The organism is Bariatricus sp. TF06-38A (assembly GCF_027690675.1).
GTDB lineage: Bacteria > Bacillota > Clostridia > Lachnospirales > Lachnospiraceae > Allocoprococcus > Allocoprococcus comes.
Window position 1 is genome coordinate 1 of record NZ_JAQFCE010000003.1, and the last position, 18,728, is coordinate 18,728.

Annotated in this window: 15 protein-coding genes; 13 read left to right on the top strand and 2 right to left on the bottom strand. The window is 39.8% G+C overall.

What is annotated here, in order from left to right; all coding sequences use genetic code 11:
- The first annotated feature begins 65 nt into the window (after positions 1 to 65).
- From PG418_RS03820 to PG418_RS03835, 4 genes are all read left to right on the top strand, one after another.
- On the top strand, positions 66 to 239 hold the full coding sequence (locus PG418_RS03820) for a hypothetical protein (RefSeq protein WP_021739259.1): 174 nt from the start codon (positions 66 to 68) through the stop codon (positions 237 to 239).
- Between the two features lie 218 nt (positions 240 to 457).
- Positions 458 to 1,456 (top strand): aldo/keto reductase, encoded by a 999-nt coding sequence (locus tag PG418_RS03825; protein ID WP_498837086.1) that lies wholly within the window; start codon positions 458 to 460, stop codon positions 1,454 to 1,456.
- An 84-nt stretch (positions 1,457 to 1,540) separates the two neighbouring features.
- On the top strand, positions 1,541 to 2,488 hold the full coding sequence (locus PG418_RS03830; protein WP_455346638.1) for a hypothetical protein: 948 nt from the start codon (positions 1,541 to 1,543) through the stop codon (positions 2,486 to 2,488).
- Between the two features lie 30 nt (positions 2,489 to 2,518).
- On the top strand, positions 2,519 to 3,841 hold the full coding sequence (locus PG418_RS03835; RefSeq protein ID WP_455346639.1) for an MATE family efflux transporter: 1,323 nt from the start codon (positions 2,519 to 2,521) through the stop codon (positions 3,839 to 3,841).
- A gap of 40 nt (positions 3,842 to 3,881) precedes the next feature.
- Here PG418_RS03835 and PG418_RS03840 read toward each other — a convergent pair whose 3' ends face one another.
- The gene (locus PG418_RS03840) at positions 3,882 to 4,772 is read right to left on the bottom strand and encodes an AraC family transcriptional regulator (RefSeq protein WP_055260736.1); all 891 of its coding nucleotides are present in this window, start codon (positions 4,770 to 4,772) and stop codon (positions 3,882 to 3,884) included.
- A 158-nt stretch (positions 4,773 to 4,930) separates the two neighbouring features.
- Here PG418_RS03840 and PG418_RS03845 point away from each other — a divergent pair, with 158 nt between their 5' ends.
- The gene (locus tag PG418_RS03845; RefSeq protein ID WP_498837087.1) at positions 4,931 to 6,616 is read left to right on the top strand and encodes an alpha-glucosidase; all 1,686 of its coding nucleotides are present in this window, start codon (positions 4,931 to 4,933) and stop codon (positions 6,614 to 6,616) included.
- Here the strand turns inward: PG418_RS03845 and PG418_RS03850 are convergent, their stop codons facing one another.
- Positions 6,617 to 6,778 carry a hypothetical protein gene (locus PG418_RS03850; RefSeq protein WP_498837088.1) on the bottom strand — a complete coding sequence of 54 codons (162 nt, stop codon included), beginning with the start codon at positions 6,776 to 6,778 and terminating at the stop codon, positions 6,617 to 6,619.
- Between the two features lie 268 nt (positions 6,779 to 7,046).
- Between PG418_RS03850 and PG418_RS03855 the strand changes: the two genes are divergently transcribed.
- The 8 genes from PG418_RS03855 (at position 7,047) to PG418_RS03890 (ending at position 18,727) form a co-directional block, all read left to right on the top strand.
- A complete protein-coding gene (locus tag PG418_RS03855; RefSeq protein ID WP_055155816.1) occupies positions 7,047 to 8,036 on the top strand; it encodes a RelA/SpoT-related domain-containing protein in 990 nt (329 codons plus the stop codon).
- Between the two features lie 132 nt (positions 8,037 to 8,168).
- On the top strand, positions 8,169 to 9,344 hold the full coding sequence (rlmD, locus tag PG418_RS03860; protein WP_498837089.1) for a 23S rRNA (uracil(1939)-C(5))-methyltransferase RlmD: 1,176 nt from the start codon (positions 8,169 to 8,171) through the stop codon (positions 9,342 to 9,344).
- 406 nt (positions 9,345 to 9,750) lie between these two features.
- Complete coding sequence (locus PG418_RS03865; RefSeq protein WP_055297412.1) at positions 9,751 to 11,112, top strand: ankyrin repeat domain-containing protein; 1,362 nt, start codon at positions 9,751 to 9,753, stop codon at positions 11,110 to 11,112.
- Positions 11,106 to 11,939 carry a radical SAM protein gene (locus tag PG418_RS03870; protein ID WP_195434444.1) on the top strand — a complete coding sequence of 278 codons (834 nt, stop codon included), beginning with the start codon at positions 11,106 to 11,108 and terminating at the stop codon, positions 11,937 to 11,939. The genes PG418_RS03865 and PG418_RS03870 overlap by 7 nt, the downstream gene beginning before the upstream one ends.
- Positions 11,936 to 13,555: an AAA family ATPase gene (locus PG418_RS03875; protein ID WP_055260746.1), complete on the top strand. Its 1,620-nt coding sequence runs from the start codon at positions 11,936 to 11,938 to the stop codon at positions 13,553 to 13,555. The genes PG418_RS03870 and PG418_RS03875 overlap by 4 nt, the downstream gene beginning before the upstream one ends.
- 295 nt (positions 13,556 to 13,850) lie before the next feature.
- A complete protein-coding gene (locus PG418_RS03880) occupies positions 13,851 to 15,773 on the top strand; it encodes an ABC transporter substrate-binding protein (protein WP_227084606.1) in 1,923 nt (640 codons plus the stop codon).
- 204 nt (positions 15,774 to 15,977) lie between these two features.
- Entirely contained in the window at positions 15,978 to 16,958 is a 981-nt protein-coding gene (locus tag PG418_RS03885) for an ABC transporter permease (RefSeq protein WP_008369366.1), read from the top strand.
- 11 nt (positions 16,959 to 16,969) lie between these two features.
- Positions 16,970 to 18,727 carry an ABC transporter permease subunit gene (locus PG418_RS03890; protein WP_008369364.1) on the top strand — a complete coding sequence of 586 codons (1,758 nt, stop codon included), beginning with the start codon at positions 16,970 to 16,972 and terminating at the stop codon, positions 18,725 to 18,727.
- The last annotated feature ends 1 nt before the right edge of the window (position 18,728 follow it).

Here is an 18,728-nt window from a genome sequence, read left to right on the forward strand (position 1 = left end):
TCTTGGTCTTTCTTTTTTTTCGGGACTATTCTTTTTTCACAGCCCCATTTTATAACTAAGAAGTAATGGATTGGAAAGAAAATAATCAAGAACTTATTGTAGTATTATTAACCTTTGATACAGACGAAAAAGGTGGAGATGGTGGGGTCAATCCTAATGCTACATATACCAACTGGCAGTGGCATTTAGTGAAAACAAAAGATAAAAAGAATTGGGAAATAATCAGTTGGGGTTATTAATCGATTCCGGTTTGATGAATTCATGTGGCTTTTGAAATGGTAAAGTGATTTTATTTTACTTATTCCGGAGCGTGGTATATACTAATAGGTAGAGTAAGTAACGCACAGATGTGACAAAATTGTCTTTTTAAATATAGACAGCTTTGTCAGGGGAACGCTGTACGGTTAGGATACTGCATAAAAAGCAGGAAAGAATAACGAAAAACGGAGGAATTAAAATGAAATTTCAAAAGCTTGGCAACACGGACATCGATGTTTCTGTGGTTGCATTAGGTACTTGGGGGCTTGGCGGCGGAAGTGTCTGGACAGACGGAGATTCTACAGTTGAGGACGCGAAGAGTCTGCTTGATATTTGTCATGAACATGGCGTGAATTACATCGATACCGCACCGGTGTATGGCACAGGAGTAAGTGAGGAATTGCTTGGTAAGGCACTGAAAGGTAGAAGAAATGATTTTGTTTTGCAGACCAAATGCTCTCTGAACTGGAGAAATGAGGGCGGTAATTTTCATTATGAACGAGACGGTTATACCGTTAACAATGACACCCGCGCATCAGCAGTGAAAAAGGACGTGGAAGACTCTCTGCGCAGAATGGGAACCGATTATCTGGATTCTGTTATCGTACATTATGTCTGCGGCAGCTTTCCGGTGGAAGAAACTGTTGGAGCATTGGAAAATCTGGTTCGTGAAGGAAAGATCCGTACCTATGGACTTTCTAACAGTCAGCCGGCAGATCTGTCTGCATATCAGGAAGCCGGCGGAAACGTATCCGTTGTACAGGAATTTTTCAGTATTCTCTCTCCTTTCCATGGCAGAGAATATTTTGATCTGTGTAAAAAGTATAACACGGTATTTCAGACCTATGGTGTGCTGGAGGAAGGATTTTTAACTTCTCCTGCCTTTATGGACCGTGAATTTGCAAAAACCGATATCCGCTCCAGAATACCTTGGACAGATCCGGAGAAAAAAGAAGGACTTCGCAGGGCTTTTGAAATCTGGAAACCACTTTGTGAGGAATATCATTGCAGTTTTGCAACGCTGGTAGAAGCCTGGGCATTATCTCAGTACGACCGGATGAGTCTTCTGGTTGGAATGCGAAAAGCTTCCAGTGTGGAAGATACTGTAAAGTGCTTGGATATTAGGTTGCGTGCCGAGGACATCAAATGTATGGAGGAAGCAGTAAAGACAATTCAGGTTGCGGTTTTGGACAAATAGAAAACTGAAAAGGTGGAAAGGATCGGGAGCGTGTATCCGATCCTTTCTTTATCCGAGAATAGATAGCATGAAAGGAAAATAAGTATGAAAGAACCTATGATGGCAGACAGCCATGAAATCACAGTTAGAAACTATAAGCAACCGATGCGAAATCGTCTGATCATGATGCTGATCTGCATTGGGATTGCTCTTATATCATTTTTTGTTGTTTCCAAATGGGCAACTTCTGTCGAATCGTACCGTTGGGTTATCAAAACACTGAATGGATTGCAGAAAAAAGCACTTGGGCTTTCCGGAACAGCAACCGCTTTTGCAACAGGTGCTGCAGCAATACCGGGAGAAGCCGCAACTCCGATCGCGAATAAGCTGGCAGATGTCGCAGGCTATATGGTGATCGTTTATGCAGTGATCATTGTTGAAAAATATTTACTGACTATCACCGGGTATATTGCATTTAAAATCTTATTTCCTATCGGATGCGTGCTTCTGGCAGCAGGCAACTTTTTGAAAAACGGATGGAAAGAATTTATTTACAGAATCGGAATCAAGAGTATCATTCTGGGGGTTCTTTTGTGGGGACTGGTTCCTACCAGTGCATGGGTGACGAATATGGTAAATGAAACCTATGCAAAGTCCTATGAAGCTGATTTTACACTGGAAGATACGGAAGAATTATTAGATGAGGGAGATACCTCTGCAAACGCAGACAAGAAGGATGAAGCACAAGAAACGAAAGATAAAAAGTTTTCTCTCAGTGAATTCCTTAATAATGCGAAGGATAAGGTTGATGATGCGATTGATGCGGTAGGTGAAGTCGCTACAGAAAAACTCTCTGCTTTTGAGGATGGATTAAACAGAATTATAGAGGGTGTGGCAGTGCTGCTTGTGACAACCTGTGCCATTCCGGTTCTGGTCATGTTATCATTTACCTGGATTCTGAAGGGAATAATGGGTTTAAAAATTCCATCTATTACTCTTCAGTCAGTGCCAAGGGTTTCTGAAAGGAAAAGAAAGAAAACGGAAGAGAATTAATTTTAAATTTTACCGAAGGAGAGGAATGAGATGACAAAAGATCTGACAACCGGGAAAATCATGCCGATTCTTGTGGATTTCACTGTGCCGCTTGTTTTGGGAAATCTGTTTCAGCTGACTTATAATGCGGTGGACAGCATCATCGTAGGGCATTTTGTGGGGAAAGAAGCGCTGGCGGCAGTTGGTATCTGTAATCCGATCAGTACGCTTATGATACTGTTTTTAAATGGATTATGTATGGGGGCAAGTATCCTCATGGGAATTCAGTATGGGGCAAAGGATTATAAGACTTTGCACAGGCAGATCAGTACAACCATGTTGTCGGGAGTAGTTTTTTCATTTTTTCTGACTTTACTTTGCGTGGTATTTGCTGTACCGATCCTGCATCTGCTGCAGGTAGATGCATCGATTATGGAGATGACGCGGCAGTATTTACGGATTATTTTTCTGGGACTAATGTTCACCTTTTTGTATAACTTTTTTTCCAGTACCTTAAGAGCTTTGGGAGACAGTGCATCGCCTTTGTATTTCTTAATTATCAGTGCAGTCCTGAATATATTCGGAGATCTGTTTTTTGTCATTGTACTAAAGGCAGGAAGCAATGGATGCGCCATTTCAACAGTGCTTAGTGAGGCACTGTGCTGCCTGTTCTGTATTATTTATATACAGAAAAAAGTACCGATTCTTCGTCTGGGTAAGAAATGGCTGGTATTCGATTCACGTTTGCTGAAGAAAACAATTGCTTACGGATGGGCATCTGCCATGCAGCAGGCCACCGTGCAAATGGGAAAAATTGCGATCCAGGTGCTGGTTAATACTATGGGAGTTTCCGTGGCTGCAGCTTTTGCGGTGGTCAATCGGATTGATGACTTTGCAATTACACCGGAACAGAATATTGCCCATGCCATGACGGCACTTATGGCGCAGAATAAGGGAGCCGGAAAAAATGACCGCATGCGGGAGGGATTTCGTTGTGGGATGATTCTGGAAATTGTTTATGGAGCAGCTGTTATGGTGATCTGCCAGGTATTTGCCGGAGAACTAATGGCACTTTTCGTAAAAGATGAGGAAGTAATAGGACATGGTGTCATTTATCTGCATCTGATTGCTGTGATGTATATTCTTCCGGCCGTTACGAATGCAATTCAAGGATTCTTCCGTGGAATCGGAGACCTGAAGGTGACACTGATGAGCAGTTTTACCAATATGGCAGTCCGAGTCATTGCAGCAGCACCTATGATTTTGTTGTGGAACTTTGGAATTGAAGCGTTGCCATATTCCTATCTGGCAGGCTGGGTTGCCATGCTTTTGGTAGAAACGCCTTTGATGATTCGGATTTATCGTAAAAAATAACAGGATTTAAAGAAAATATAAAATCGCTCAGGGAATGAGCTTATACAGAATCCAGTTCTAATCTTTTTATAAAAGCCAGCGGTGTCATATGGTATTTTGCTTTGAATGCTCTGTAAAAATAAGAAAGATTATGAAAGCCAACAGATAAAGACACCTCTAATATGGAGGTGTTACCGTGTTCAAATAACTCTACCGCTTTTTCCAGTCTGATATTGTTAATATACTGAATGCAGGTCATATTCATGTGTTTTTTGAAAAAGCGCATAAAATGATACTCGCTGAAATAACATAGCTTTGCAAGTTCAGAAACCGACAGAGCTTCTGCATAATGCAGATCAATATGATCAAGTACAATTTTTAATTTGTCGGAAGAGTCTGATTCCGTGGAGAATCTTGTGCTACTGTACTGGAGCAGAAGAAAAAGTGTCTGCAGCAGATAAGATTTTATGGCGAGTTCATATCCAAACATCCGGGTATCGTAAAGGGAGGCAAGCTGTGCAAAAGACTTGCAAAGAGAATCATATGCAGGATGATCCGCGGTAATGAGACAGGGTAAAGATAATTCGTGGTTTACCAGGGGAGTAAGGTAGCGGGTAGAACAGATGTCTGCAGTATTTCCTCCCAAAAGCTTCATATGGAATACATAGGTTTCCGAACAGAAGTCCTGACTGCTTTTCAGGATAATGGAATGTAGCAGTAGGGGAGGAATAAACAGGATATCCCCGGTACTTGCCTCATATTCAACTAAATCGATCTGGTAGACACAGGAACCTTTTGTTATAAGTGTAAGCTCTGCTTCCTCGTGCCAGTGCATTGTTATGACAGGTGCTTCTTTTGTCAGCTTTGTAATATACTTCTGGATTGGAAAATAAACTTCTCCATGTTTGATATTTTCTTTTTGCTCCGGTATAAGTGAATGTGGCGTTTTCATTTTTTGTCCTCTCCATAATAGCAGTATTGTGTTATATAATGAAAAAATAATGCAAGATTTGTCAAGAATAAGATCTTATAATAGCAGTATAATACAGCTAAAGCAATAACGCAATGGCGAACAAATACTATGATTATATATGAAAGAGGTTGATAAAAATGGGAAAAAAGTGGTGGCATGACAAAGTAGCGTATCAGATTTACCCAAAGAGTTTTCTGGATACAAATGGGGACGGAATCGGAGATCTGAGAGGAATTATTTCTAAACTGGATTATCTGAAAAAATTAGGAATCGATATTATTTGGTTATCACCTATTTATAAATCACCATTTGTAGACCAGGGATATGATATTGCGGATTACTATGCAATTGCAGAAGAATTCGGAACAATGGAAGAATTTGATGAACTGCTGGCAGAAGCAAAAAAACGAGACATGCATATTATTATGGATCTGGTTATTAATCATTGCTCCGATAAACATGAGTGGTTTCAGAAAGCACTTGCTGATCCAGATGGAGCGTTTGCGGATTATTTTTATTTCCGCAAGGGAAAAAACGGCAATCCACCGAGCAATTACCGTTCCTATTTTGGAGGAAGTTGTTGGGAAAAGGTACCGGGAACGGACAAATATTATTTTCACATGTTTGCAAAGGAACAGCCGGATCTGAATTGGGAAAATCCGAAGTTACGGCAGGAACTGTACAAAATGATCAACTGGTGGCTGGAAAAAGGTCTCTCCGGTTTTCGAATCGATGCGATCATAAACATTAAGAAGGATCTGAATTTTCCTGATTTTGCACCGGATGGGAAAGATGGTCTGGCAAGCTGCTGGAAGATGGTTGAAAGTGTAGACGGAGTAGGGGAGCTGTTGGAAGATCTGAAAAAATCAACTTTTGAAAAGTATGATGCCTTTACAGTCGGAGAAGTATTTAACATGAAACCGGATGAATTACCGGAATTTATTGGAGAAACCGGTCATTTTTCAACGATATTTGATTTTAGCGCCCATACACTCACTGATGGAGAACATGGATGGTATGATGCTCCGAAGCTGGAATTTGCGAAATGGAGAGCTGCGATCATTCAGGCACAATTAGAAGCACAGAAGTATGGCTTTAAGGCGAATATCATTGAAAATCACGATGAGCCAAGAGGGGCATCCAGATTTTTGCCATCTTATGCTCAGACACCGGACGGAATCAAGATGCTTGGTACCATAAGCCTTCTCCTCAGAGGAATTCCTTTCATTTACCAGGGGCAGGAAATTGGTATGAGAAATGCCAAATGGAACAGCATGGAGGAATTTGATGATATCAGTACAAAAGACCAGTATCATACTGCCCGTGAAGCTGGATTATCGGATCAGGAAGCCTTGGAAGTATGCAGCCGTATGAGCCGTGACAATGCAAGAACACCGATGCAATGGACGAGCGGGGAAAATGGCGGTTTTACAAAAGGAACTCCATGGTTAAAGGTAAATCCTTTATTTAAAGACGTGAATGTGGAAGCTCAGGAACAGGATCCGGATTCAGTTTTGAATTATTATCGCAAACTGGTTGCACTGCGTAAATCGGATGAACTGAAAGAAGTATTTACCTATGGAGAATTTCTTCCGGAATATGAAAATGTGGATGGAGTCATGGCATTTTATCGTAAAGATGAATCCAAGTGCATTCTTGTGGCTGCTAATTTCGGAAAGGATGCTGCAACAATCAAACTGAAGAGCGAAATCGAAAAAGTATGGTTATCGAACCGTATAGATGGAACGGTAGATTGTGAAAAGGATTCATTGAATTTACGGAGCTGTGAAGTGGTTGTTCTGGAGCTGGAAAACCACAAGTAACTAACTATATAACTCCCGGATCTCTTTTTGAATCAGACGTCTTTTGCGAAGCACTCTTACCTCTGCTGCAGTATCCTTGATGGCAGCATGTTCTTCGTAAGCAGATCCGAAAGGAGCATTTGATGTCGGATATTTGATTTTTGATTTGGTTGCCGCTAGCATTATCTCCTTTAGATGCTACACTCCGGTAACACTATTCAGTAAAACAAAACCAAAAGTCAGATTACTGATGATTCTGAAGACATGTGCGTATATGTGGATCATTGCTATGGGGCTTCAGCTTTTATTTTAGAAATATGATAAATCAGGGATTGACCTTGCTGGATTATATGCAGCAGATCAATCCCTGCTTCTATTTAACAAAACGGTATCCAATCTAGCCAGATTCTGCTATACTGTATAAGAAAATCAAATAGAAAGGGTGGAACGTATGATCACATTAAATGACTATTTATATTCAGGTGATACGATTTTTCGGATTTTAAGAAATTATACAGTGGATCTGAAGAAAGAAGCAAAGAAGAATCACAATGAAATAGATCTCATCCATTCCAATTTCCTGATCCAGTTCAGGGAACTGCTTGAACACAATGATTTCCTTACTGCACAGTCGCAGAAAATCAGGGATTTTTATAAATACATGGTACAGGAATATCCTCTGCTTGCTTTTACTTTTAAAGGAAGGATCAAGTCCCTGATCCGCGCAGAGGAAAAATTCAACGGGTATATTGTAGAATATATTTATGATTATTATGAAAAACATCATACCTATCCGCCGGTGCCTGACCTAAGGGAAAAACTGAGCTGCTTTCGGGATATTATCGCATACCGTCTGGTAATTTCTCTTCCAAAATGCCATATCAGGGATGACAAACTGCGAGAAGAAGAGGAAATCAAGTATTTATATAGGATTGCGAATGTTCTTCCGGGATTTCTGGAGGAAAGAGGATTTACGGCAGAACCTGCAAAAGGGGTGCTTGAAAGTACATCTCCTTTTATGGATGAGGCGGTGAAACCTTATTATCGGGATTATATTTCCAATGGAAGCGGAGGCAGCTATCAATCACTCCACATCACGTTTTATGATAACTGTTCGAGAAGTTACATGGAAGTACAACTGCGGACAAAGAAGATGGATGATATAGCGGAGATTGGAGCGGCAAATCACCAGGCCTACGAGAAGGAACAGGAAAGAGTCAGGGCAAGAAGAGAAGCTATTCCGGAAGGAGAATGCATTTATTTTGATGAGGCATACGAAAGAGGAATGCGGCTTCTGGGGTTGGAACTGAAGGATCTGGAAGTTAATATGTTTGCTGCGGCAAATAATAGTCTCATCAATGACGGATGCGGATTATACAGGGGGAGACTGATCCTGCCGTATGAACATTTATCAAGATTCCAGACGGATCTGAACGATTAAAAGGGTTATAAGAATGAATACATCAGATACAAAAAAAGCATATTACCATCTCCAGGTCAGAGAAGAGTTGTATCTGGATAATATGCCGGATCTCTTTTGAGAAAAGAATGAAAAAAGAAGAGAGGGTAAAAAATGGAAGAAAAGAAAAAACAGACAGAATCGGAAGCCTGTAAAGTGGCAAAAAAATGCGGAGGATGCCAGTATCAGGGAGTGCCATATAAGGAGCAGCTGAAAAAGAAGCAGAAAATGGTGAACGCTCTGTTGTCAAAATACGGAAAAGTAGAACCGATCATCGGAATGGAGAATCCGTATTATTACAGAAATAAAGTACACGCCGTATTCGACAGAGACCGAAAGGGAAATATCGTATCCGGAACCTATGAAGCGAAGACACACAGGGTCGTTCCTGTTGAAAACTGTCTGATCGAAGACAAAAAGAGTCAGGAGATCATCCGGACGATCCGGGGACTTTTGAAATCTTTTAAGATCAAAACTTACGATGAAGATACAGGATATGGCCTGTTCCGTCATGTGCTGATCAGAAGAGGGTTTAAAAGCGGAGAGATTATGGTGGTTCTGGTGCTTGGATCACCAATCCTTCCATCGTCTAATAATTTCGTAAAAGCACTCAGAAAAGAACATCCGGAGATTACAACGGTTGTCCTTAATATCAACGACAGAAAGACCAGTATGATCCTTGGGGAGAGAGAAAAAGTGTTATATGGGAAAGGATTTATCCGGGATGAACTCTGCGGGTGTACTTTCCGGATTTCACCAAAGTCCTTCTATCAAGTAAATCCGGTGCAGACGGAGATCCTTTATCAGAAAGCGATTGAATTTGCACATCTGACAGGGAAAGAAAGCGTGATCGATGCCTATTGCGGAATCGGAACGATCGGTCTGATCGCATCGGGACATGCAAAAGAAGTAGTCGGTGTAGAACTTAATAAGGATGCCGTGAAGGATGCAATATTAAATGCAAAAGAGAATCAGATCCGGAATGTGAGATTTTTCCAGGGAGATGCCGGGGAGTTTATGGAGACGATGGCAGCAGAGGGAAATAGTATGGATGTGCTGTTTATGGATCCGCCGAGAGCCGGAAGTGATGAAAAATTTATGGCATCTGCAGTGAAGATGGGACCGGAGAAGATCGTGTACATTTCCTGCAATCCGGAGACACTGGCAAGAGATCTGAAGTATCTGACAAAAAAAGGATATCAGGTAAAAAAGATACAGCCGGTGGAAATGTTTGCGTTTACGGAACACGTTGAAACAGTCTGTCTCCTTTCAAAGAAATGCCCAGTTTAAGCGGGTTTGAAAGCACTATTTTAATAAACATATTCACAAAATAGTGCGGAAAAATATGTGCGTGTGATGAAAAATTGAAAATGATTTAACACCAGAAAGCCTTTTGGCGTACTTGTTCCAGTGGTACGCCAGAAGGTTATTTTTGTTAGGCCAAGGACCTGTTTTCATTGTGGAGTTTTTCGTTGATCCGAAAAACGGAACTTTGAAAAAAACCACATTTGTGTTGTTGCAAGTAGCTTCATTTAGTTGCATATATTAAGTAAATGAAGTGATGAGTTGCGCCTTTTGAATATTTGTTGCAAAAACACCCCTTTTCGTTGTGAAAAATGCAACGATGTATATAATGAGAGTATGAGATAAAGCCAATAATCAAATTACATACATACCTGTGAAAGGGGCGTTACTTATGGCAAATGATAATCAGATAGCTTTCCTTTGTTCGAGATTGAAGGAGTTTCGTGAAAAGAATGGCTGTACCATGGCTGACATGGCGAAGAAGATTGATGTATTAGAGGGCTTGGAACCAGGAACTGGTATGAACAAGTCGTCTATTTCACGTGTTGAAGGTGGAAAAACTGCAGAAAAAACTCTATTGGAAATGGCAAGAAAATATTGTAAGGTTTTTGGAATGTCAGAATCACAGACCGAACAATTTTTGAGAGGGGAGAAGGCTGCAGTTCCAGATACTTCAGCGTTACTTAAGAATTCACAGTTAATTGATGAACTGAACAAGGAATATAGCAAGGTAGTTATTCCAAAGGTAGTTGTTGATGAATTAGATAATATAAAGAATAAGAACTCAGGTTCTCTTGGGAGAAAGGCTTGGGAAGTTATTCGTGGTATTAGCTATGGTTCTCGTACAATTCTTATGGAATATAATGGCGATGCTGATGAAGATAACGAAGATTGCAAAATAATATATATTGCACAGGAGGCTTCTGATACATATCACTGCAAAGTAGATATCATAACAGAGGACACCGATTATTCAGCATATCTTAAAGGGCATGAATCCGTTTCAGCATTACATCTTAGAGAATATATGGCTACTAAGCAGGATCTTATCAATATGACTAAATTGGCTAGAATTGACGCTTATTACGCAGATTCATATGAGGAATGCGAAGAACCGACAGCAGACGAAGTTAATGCATATCTTCAGGATGGAAATACCCTTATTATTTCTGCTGTAAGAAATAATAGGGTCACAATTGAGCAAAGAAAAGAAAAAATCAAATGGCTCATTCAGCTTGGTGCAGATGTTAATAAGCGTGATTGCAGTCGTAGATATTTCCCTGCTCTATCGCATGCAGTGCAGATGAAGGATTATGAGATGTTTATGTTTTTGCTTTTAGAGTGTAAGGCAAATCCTAATGTTGGAAGTAGAAATCCTTTTGATGCCGGAAAAGTACGCCAGAAGAATGAGGGCAATATGCCATTAATGATTGCTGCCTGGGAGGGAAAGAAGGATTTTGTAATTGCTTTATGTGAGGATGAAAGAACCAGTATTAACCAGCAGGACGCTAATGGATTTACTGCGCTCATGAAGGCCTGCATGAATGGTCACTTTGAAAATAATAAGGAAAAGCATACTTGGGATATTCGAAAGATACTCATTGATGCAGGAGCTGATCAGAAGATCGTTGACATTGATGGTAAAACTGCTGCTGATTGGGTTAGTGAGTATCATGAATCTGGTCCTACAAGAAAGCAGTTTAATAGAGGTAACAATACGAATAGTCAGAAGAGGGGGAATAGAAGATGGTAACACGAGCTTGTATATCGATAAATAATCGATGCAATCTCAATTGTACTTATTGCCATTTTCATGAGAAGAAGGATTACATTCAAGAGGACAATATGGATGTAATTACTATCCTTGATATTATTACTTCGCATATTGAAGACAACGATATTGATTTGTTTAAGTTAGGGTTCGTGGGTAATGGAGAACCAATGTTAGATTATGAAAAATTTAAGCAGTATATCGCTCATATTGGAGATTATTTGAAATCTGGAAGAATTGCTGCATACACCATTACAAACGGTCTTTTAGTTGATCGTGAGAAGTTAGAATTCTTCAAAGAATACAATGTAAATGTTGGCTTTTCAGTAGATGGAATCTCTGCTATTCACGACAAGTATAGATGTGGAACTCATGAGCGAGTGATGGCAAATATAGCTTTATACAAAGAAGTGAATGGAAAGTATCCTTCTATGAATTGTACTGTTGGAAAAGAGATCATTGATAATCCGGAAGCGACCATAGGGTTCTTTGAACAATTTGGTAATAGGATCACGTTTTCTAGGATGATTGGAAAACAGGGGATATCGTTACCTGATTTTAATGCGTTCTTGAATAAGGCGATGGAACGATTGAATGTTAGAACTGGTGGCTACGACTGTACCATGTATGGTGGTATGTGTGGTGCAGGAATGGATAATATTTTTTACGCAAATGGAAAGATATTCATATGTGGTAATTGTATCGATTTACCTTTTTCAATGCCTTACGACACACCTCTAAATGAGGTCAGTTTTGACGTTATCGATTTTGACAGAAGCTGTTGTTTCAAGGAGGTGTTTACTGGTTGAAGATAGCATTATATGGAATGCCTTGTGCAGGCAAAAGTACATTGATGGATAGAATCACTGATGCAAAGGTTATTAATGGCAGCCAGGAGTTGAGACGTATTTGCGGTGGTTCCTTTTTGGAACTATCAGAAGAAGAGAAACATCAAGTTAGAATTAAATACACAGAATATATTAATGGTTTGAATGATGAAGTAATTGTTTCAGATGGACACTATTCATTTATGGAAACTGTTGCATTTACTGAGGCTGACGGAGAGTTGTACGATATCTTTATTTATCTGTATTGTTCTCCGGAAAATCTTAAGGAAAGATATGCTTTGTCAGAGAAAAATGGTAAGTTTGCTGGCGAGTCCATTGAGTCGTTAAGACAATGGCAGGAATTTGAAATAAATAATCTTAGAGAGGAATGTCATAGGCGAAATAAGGACTTTTACGTTGTCAGTGATAATGAAGAAGAACAGAATAAGTTTTTTGATTTCTTATCTTTACTTCGAGAAGGTTTCAGCTCCTACGATTTAGCGACAGATATCTGTAATCAAATAATGGAGCAGTTCAACAAGCAGGATATCTTGTATATAGTTGACGGAGATAAAACCATTATTATTCAAGATTCATATAGGTTCTGTTGTAATGGCAAGACAAAGATCTTCGATGGAGATTTTTATACTGGCTATCAATCATTTCTTTTTGAAAAGGAATTACAAACCGCGTCTATTGACAAATCTAAAATTGCAGAGATAACAATTAATAATGAAGTGTATGACATAGTTGCATCGAATAATTATGTTGTACTTTCTTCTGGAATAAAAGATTTGTGGAGCGATATTGCTAATGCTAAGAATCTTGGAACTATATTTGCTAGTCCATACATAAGTGCAGATGTTAAGTATTATGTCGTAAAGCAATTGCGAGAACATGGATACACTATTTTTGCCTATGGAGATAGCAAGATTGATTTATATATGTTACGCGAGGCTGATAAAGGATTTCTGTATATTGGTAAGCGAATAAGCAGATCATTGAAGAATGAAAGCTTATCAGGCTTGGTGCCGATTTACGATCATTCTTTGGTGATATTGGCTGATGAGGACGAAGAAGTACAAGCTGATATTGCTATCTGCAAATCGAATTCAGGAATAAGTGGAAGTAGGCTGGCAGCAGCACATGTGCGTTTAGGAGAAAAAATAGGAAGGCACATTGCTGCCGTATTCCCAGAGAAAAATACATCAATCTTAGTTTTGGAACGAGGTGGCAGGTTTTTTGGTGACGGAGTATATATGGGAGCAGGCGGCATTTTTTATTCGATGAACCCGAAGCAAGATGATGCTCCTGTGATTAATACAGAGAGAGTAGTTATTGTTGATAGTGTGATTAATACTGGAAAATCAATAATGAGGATTATTGATGAGTTAAAGAATCATAATCCAGGCATTGACGTTATTATCGCTGCAAATGTTATTCAGAATGAAGCTGTCGAGTTGTTTAAGGATTATCTTGTGTTTGCAACAAGGCTTTCGAAGAATTCATTTGTAGGAGTTAATCAATCAAAGCAAACTGGCAAAACAGGACCGGATACTGCAGATAGACTTTTTAATTTAATAAAAAAACGATATTGAAATGATTTTGTTGCAACAAGATTTTTTTTGTTTTTAGTCAAATGTCAACATTTAACAATTTGTTAAAAATGCACAAATTGTAGACTGTTAACAATCTGAATGTGTGTGAATGAAAAACAGATATCGTTCATATATGTAGTAAAATCCGTCCACGAAAGACTTGTTTTTTTTGTATACAATAAAAATACGTCGTATTCCACAAAAATGCACAAAAACGAAAACGATAATAGATGTTTAATTGGTAAAATGTTATAATTGTCTTAACACAAAGTTTACATTTATGGAGGAATGCAAAATGAAAAAGAGAATGATAGCCCTCATGCTGGCTGGTATCATGGTACTCTCGGTCACAGCCTGTGGCGGTGGAGGAGCTTCCAGCAAGAACCAGAATAATCAGGATGATGGTGAAAGCAAACAGGTTGGAGTTGAGGTAACCGAGGACATGCAGAGTGCACCGCCGGAAGATGCACCTGTAGGAGGACAGGTTGTAGTTGCGATCTCACCAGGTACCTTATCACCGGATATGTACGGCGGATGGTCAAACAATGCAACAAACTCCGGATTCATTGGATTGATGAGTGGTTACGCCCTCGCTGATTACAATCGTGATTATGTTCTTGATTGGGACCCGGTTGTTGTTAAAGATCACGAAGTAATCGAAAACGATGACGGAAGCAAGACATACCGTTTTGAAATCAATGATAACCTGAAATGGAGTGACGGTTCTCCGATTACAGCAAAAGATTATGTATTCAGTCTTCTGCTTCATTCTTCTCCGGAATTTGCAGCCTGTGAAGGTGATGCAACATACGGATGGGCTTTAGTTGGATACAACGATCATGTACAGGGAACAACAAAAGAATTCGCAGGTGTTAACCTTCTTGGGGATTACGAATTTTCTATGACAATCAGTGCAGATCAGCTTCCGAACTATTATGAGATGGCAAATGTTGCCTATGGACCGGAACCGCTTGCAGCAATCGCTCCTGGATGCGACGTGAAAGATGATGGAAACGGAGCATACCTTACAGACGGATTTACAGAAGATCTCATCAGAGAAACCTTGCTTGATCCGGATAAAGGATTCCGTTACAAAGCACCGGTTGTATGCGGACCTTACAAATTAAAGAGTGTTGACCTTACAACTGAAACTGTTGAACTTGAAATCAACGAAGAATACCTTGGAACATATGATGGAACAAAACCACATATCCAGACAATTATTTCCAAACCGGTTGCAGATGAAACAATCCGTGACGAATTTGAAAAAGGAACAATTGATTTCTACTCGGCAGGTACAGGAGAAAAGATCGAAGCTGCTTTAACAAAAGTAGAAGAAGGAAAATTAGATGCAAACTATGGTCTTGTACCGGGAACACGTATCAACGAGATGCGTTATATGTGTGACTTTGGACCGACACAGTTTGAAGAAGTAAGACGTGCAATCGCTTATATCGTAGACCGTGATGAAATCAACAAACAGTTAACAGGCGGATACGGTACAGTGGTAGACTGTTATGCAACAGATGCTACAACAGATTTTGCAGCAATCAAAGATGATATTGAATCTGAACTGATTCACTACTCATATGACCTTGATAAAGCAAAACAGGAACTCATCGATGGTGGTTGGACACTGAACGAAAAAGGTGAAGAGTACAAAGAAGGTACAGACAAATACCGTTATAAAGAAGTAGATGGTGAATTGATGAAATTAAAAGTTGAAGTAGCATGCTGTGAAGATGACTACTCAAAACTTTACAACACAGTAATCCCACCGGAAGCAGAAAAGATCGGTATGGAATACAAATACACATCTATGGACTTTGCACTTATGATCAACCATTTGAATCGCCAGGGTATCGATGAACCAGAATATAACATTTTCTACAGTAGTATCGGAATTCCGGAAATTCTCTTCTACTGGAACTGCTTCGATGACGATCCGAGTTTAATGGGAAGCTGGAATGTTAACTACATTTCCGATCCGGAATTAAAAGCAATCGGTAAAGAGATGCAGAAAGTTGATCCTGAAGACATTGACGGATTCAGAAAATTATATGGAGAATTCCAGCTGGCATACAACAAAAAACTTCCAAGTCTTCCAATGGGATCAGGAGTTTCTTATATGTTCTTCAATCCGAAGCTTAAGAATTTCGTTCCTAGAGCTCATGTGGGATGGGGAGCAATGGTATTAGATGCATACTTTGAAGAATAAGCATAAAGGATTCATCAGAATAGATCAATTCTATTAACTTTTGATATGCATGACAAAACAGGGAGGACAGAACAAAGGCAAATGTTCTGTCTTCCCGTATCTTTTCTTTATACGAAAACAAAATTATGGTAATGGTTCAGACAGAATCACATGTCATGAATAATTCAGGAATAACTATTTCATCCAGAAGGAGAAAACTACATTATGGCAAAATACATATTGAAAAGACTTGGTTATATTATTATAGTATTCTTCCTGCTTTCCATCTTACTGTTTGGTATTTTTAAAATGGTACCTGGTGACCCTGCCAGACTTATGGTCGAGGGACAAAAGCAGAGTGTTTCACCGGAACAGTATGAGATGCTTTATCAACAGGCAAGAGTACGTCTCGGACTTGATAAACCGATTCCGGTTCAGTATTTAAGCTGGATGGGAAATATCTTACAGGGAGATTTCGGTTACTCTACCGTATATCGTATTCCGGTTAAAGAACTGATCGGACCTCCGATGAAAAATACAATCGCCCTGAACGTTGTATATTATATTTTCCTTTTCGCAATCGGAATTCCGCTGGGAATCAAATGTGCGGTAAAAAAAGACACGGTGTTTGATACATCACTCCAGGTAGCAACTATGATCGGTATCAGTATTCCTTCATTTATTTCGGCGCTGATCTTTATCTACCTGTTTGCAATTAAAATTCCGATCTTTCCAATCAGTGGAATGGTCACAACGGGTGCAAATTTTACAGGCTTCCGTGCATTCTTAGATTATTTATATCATATGGCACTTCCTATTATTGTATGTCTGACAGGTATCGGTGGTCTGATCCGTTATGTCAGAGGAGCTCTTCTTGATGCATTATCTATGGATTATGTAAGAACAGCCCGTGCCAAAGGTCTGAAAGAAAAAACTGTTATTTACAAACATGCGTTCCGTAACGCGATGATCCCGATCACAGGCTGGATCGTAGGCTCTATCGTAGGTATCTTTGGTGGAGCGGTTATCATTGAGACTCTGTTCTCATGGAAAGGTGTCGGAAAACTTCTGATCGATTCCTTGAACCAGCATGACTATACAGTCGCACTGTCCATGCAGATGTTTTACATTTTGTTAGGACTTGCTGCAAACCTGATCACAGACTTATGTTACTGTATCGTTGATCCAAGAATTAAACTCGATTAGGAGGAAGACAAATGTTATTTGGAAAGAAGAAAGAAAAAGAGCAGCGTTCCGTTCTTGAAGAAGAACAGATGCAAAGTCCTTTTCGTACGATTATAAAAAATCTGCTGGAAAACAAACTGGCTATGGGAGGATTGATCGTATTTGTATCAATTTTTGCAATGTGCTTCATCCTTCCGATCTGGTTTCACCAGGATTTAAACTATCAGGATCCAACACAGAAAAATATCGCACCGGGATTTTCATTCCTTTCGGTTCCGTCAGATTTAAAAGACAATGCCGAAGTGATTGAATTTGGTCCGACATATGGTGTAGGAGTAGACAAAGACGGTTACGTTTATGAGTGGGGACAGTTAACGAAAAACCTGAAAAAAATTCCGGCTGATATGGGAAAAGTTGTTGATATCGCAGTTGGTCAGGACCACGTGCTGGCAATCAACGATAAAGGTACCTTATACACCTGGGGCTTCAACCGAATGGGTCTTAATGTGATTCCGCCGGAACTGAAAGGCAAAAAGATTGCTGACATTGAAGCAGGATATCAGGTATCCGTTGTTGTAACAGAAGACGGAAAAGTTGTTTCATGGGGAAATACAAGTGCAGTTGATATTTCTACAGCTAATGTAAAGGATGAAAAAGTCAAAGAAGTAAAAGCAAATATTCAGACAGCCATTGCCCTTACAAAGGATGGAAAAGTCATCTCGCTTGCAAAGAAAGAAACTGCTTTAGATAATGTACCGGAAGAGATTCAGGGAAAAGTAGAAAAAATCGCTTTAACAGATAAAGCAGCAGCAGCTGTATTAAAAGATGGTACTGTAAAAGTCTGGGGAAACAATCACAACCATATTTTCTCCGTACCGGAAGAAGTGCAGGGCAAAGCAGTGGATATTTCAGGTGGACGTAACCATCTTGTTGTTGTGACAGAAGATGGAAACGCAGTAGCCTGGGGCGGAAATGAAAATAATCAGGCAAAGGTTCCTGCTAAGGCAACCAATATTGCAAAATTAGCTTCCGGCTATTATCAGAACTGTATTATCAAAGAAGACGGCTCTGTTGTGACATGGGGACTGAAAGGTTACTTACTTGGAACAGATAATCTTGGAAGAAACGTATTCTACCGTATCTTAAAGGGTGGACAGATGACTATGACAGTCGGATTCATCGCTGTTATCATCCAGTTCGCGATCGGTATCTTAGTAGGGGGTATTTCCGGATACTACGGTGGAACTGTGGATATCCTTCTTATGCGTCTGGCAGAGGTTGTCGGATCCCTTCCGTTTATCCCGCTGGCACTGATCCTTTCTGCTTTGATCGGAAATAAAGTATCTGATGTCGGAAGAATCATCATGATCATGTTGATCCTCGGTTTCCTCGGATGGACCGGTATCGCAGGTCTTGTCCGTGCACAGGTGCTTGCAGAACGTAACAAAGAATTCGTTGTCGCTGCAAAAGCACTGGGTGTAAAAGAAAAGAATATTATTTTCCGTCATATCGTACCGAACGTAATGACGATCATTATCGTACAGGCAACAATCTCATTTGCAACCTGTATGCTGACAGAATCCGGATTATCATTCTTAGGATTCGGTGTTGCAGAGCCAATTCCTTCATGGGGAAATATGCTGAACAACTGTCGTTCTTCAGAAGTTATCTCACAGTACTGGTGGAGATGGGTATTCCCGTCAGTTGTATTAGGACTTTGTACTGTAAGTATCAACTTGTTTGGTGACGGACTTCGTAGAGCAGTTGACCCGAAAGCAAATGAAAGGTAGG

Excerpts from the sequence above, each read along its gene's own strand:
- PG418_RS03820 (WP_021739259.1), top strand. The coding sequence starts at position 66 with ATGGATTGGAAAGAAAATAATCAAGAACTTATTGTAGTATTATTAACC.
- PG418_RS03825 (WP_498837086.1), top strand. The coding sequence starts at position 458 with ATGAAATTTCAAAAGCTTGGCAACACGGACATCGATGTTTCTGTGGTT.
- PG418_RS03830 (WP_455346638.1), top strand. The coding sequence starts at position 1,541 with ATGAAAGAACCTATGATGGCAGACAGCCATGAAATCACAGTTAGAAAC.
- PG418_RS03835 (WP_455346639.1), top strand. The coding sequence starts at position 2,519 with ATGACAAAAGATCTGACAACCGGGAAAATCATGCCGATTCTTGTGGAT.
- PG418_RS03840 (WP_055260736.1), bottom strand. The coding sequence starts at position 4,772 with ATGAAAACGCCACATTCACTTATACCGGAGCAAAAAGAAAATATCAAA.
- PG418_RS03845 (WP_498837087.1), top strand. The coding sequence starts at position 4,931 with ATGGGAAAAAAGTGGTGGCATGACAAAGTAGCGTATCAGATTTACCCA.
- PG418_RS03850 (WP_498837088.1), bottom strand. The coding sequence starts at position 6,778 with ATGCTAGCGGCAACCAAATCAAAAATCAAATATCCGACATCAAATGCT.
- PG418_RS03855 (WP_055155816.1), top strand. The coding sequence starts at position 7,047 with ATGATCACATTAAATGACTATTTATATTCAGGTGATACGATTTTTCGG.
- rlmD (WP_498837089.1), top strand. The coding sequence starts at position 8,169 with ATGGAAGAAAAGAAAAAACAGACAGAATCGGAAGCCTGTAAAGTGGCA.
- PG418_RS03865 (WP_055297412.1), top strand. The coding sequence starts at position 9,751 with ATGGCAAATGATAATCAGATAGCTTTCCTTTGTTCGAGATTGAAGGAG.
- PG418_RS03870 (WP_195434444.1), top strand. The coding sequence starts at position 11,106 with ATGGTAACACGAGCTTGTATATCGATAAATAATCGATGCAATCTCAAT.
- PG418_RS03880 (WP_227084606.1), top strand. The coding sequence starts at position 13,851 with ATGAAAAAGAGAATGATAGCCCTCATGCTGGCTGGTATCATGGTACTC.
- PG418_RS03885 (WP_008369366.1), top strand. The coding sequence starts at position 15,978 with ATGGCAAAATACATATTGAAAAGACTTGGTTATATTATTATAGTATTC.
- PG418_RS03890 (WP_008369364.1), top strand. The coding sequence starts at position 16,970 with ATGTTATTTGGAAAGAAGAAAGAAAAAGAGCAGCGTTCCGTTCTTGAA.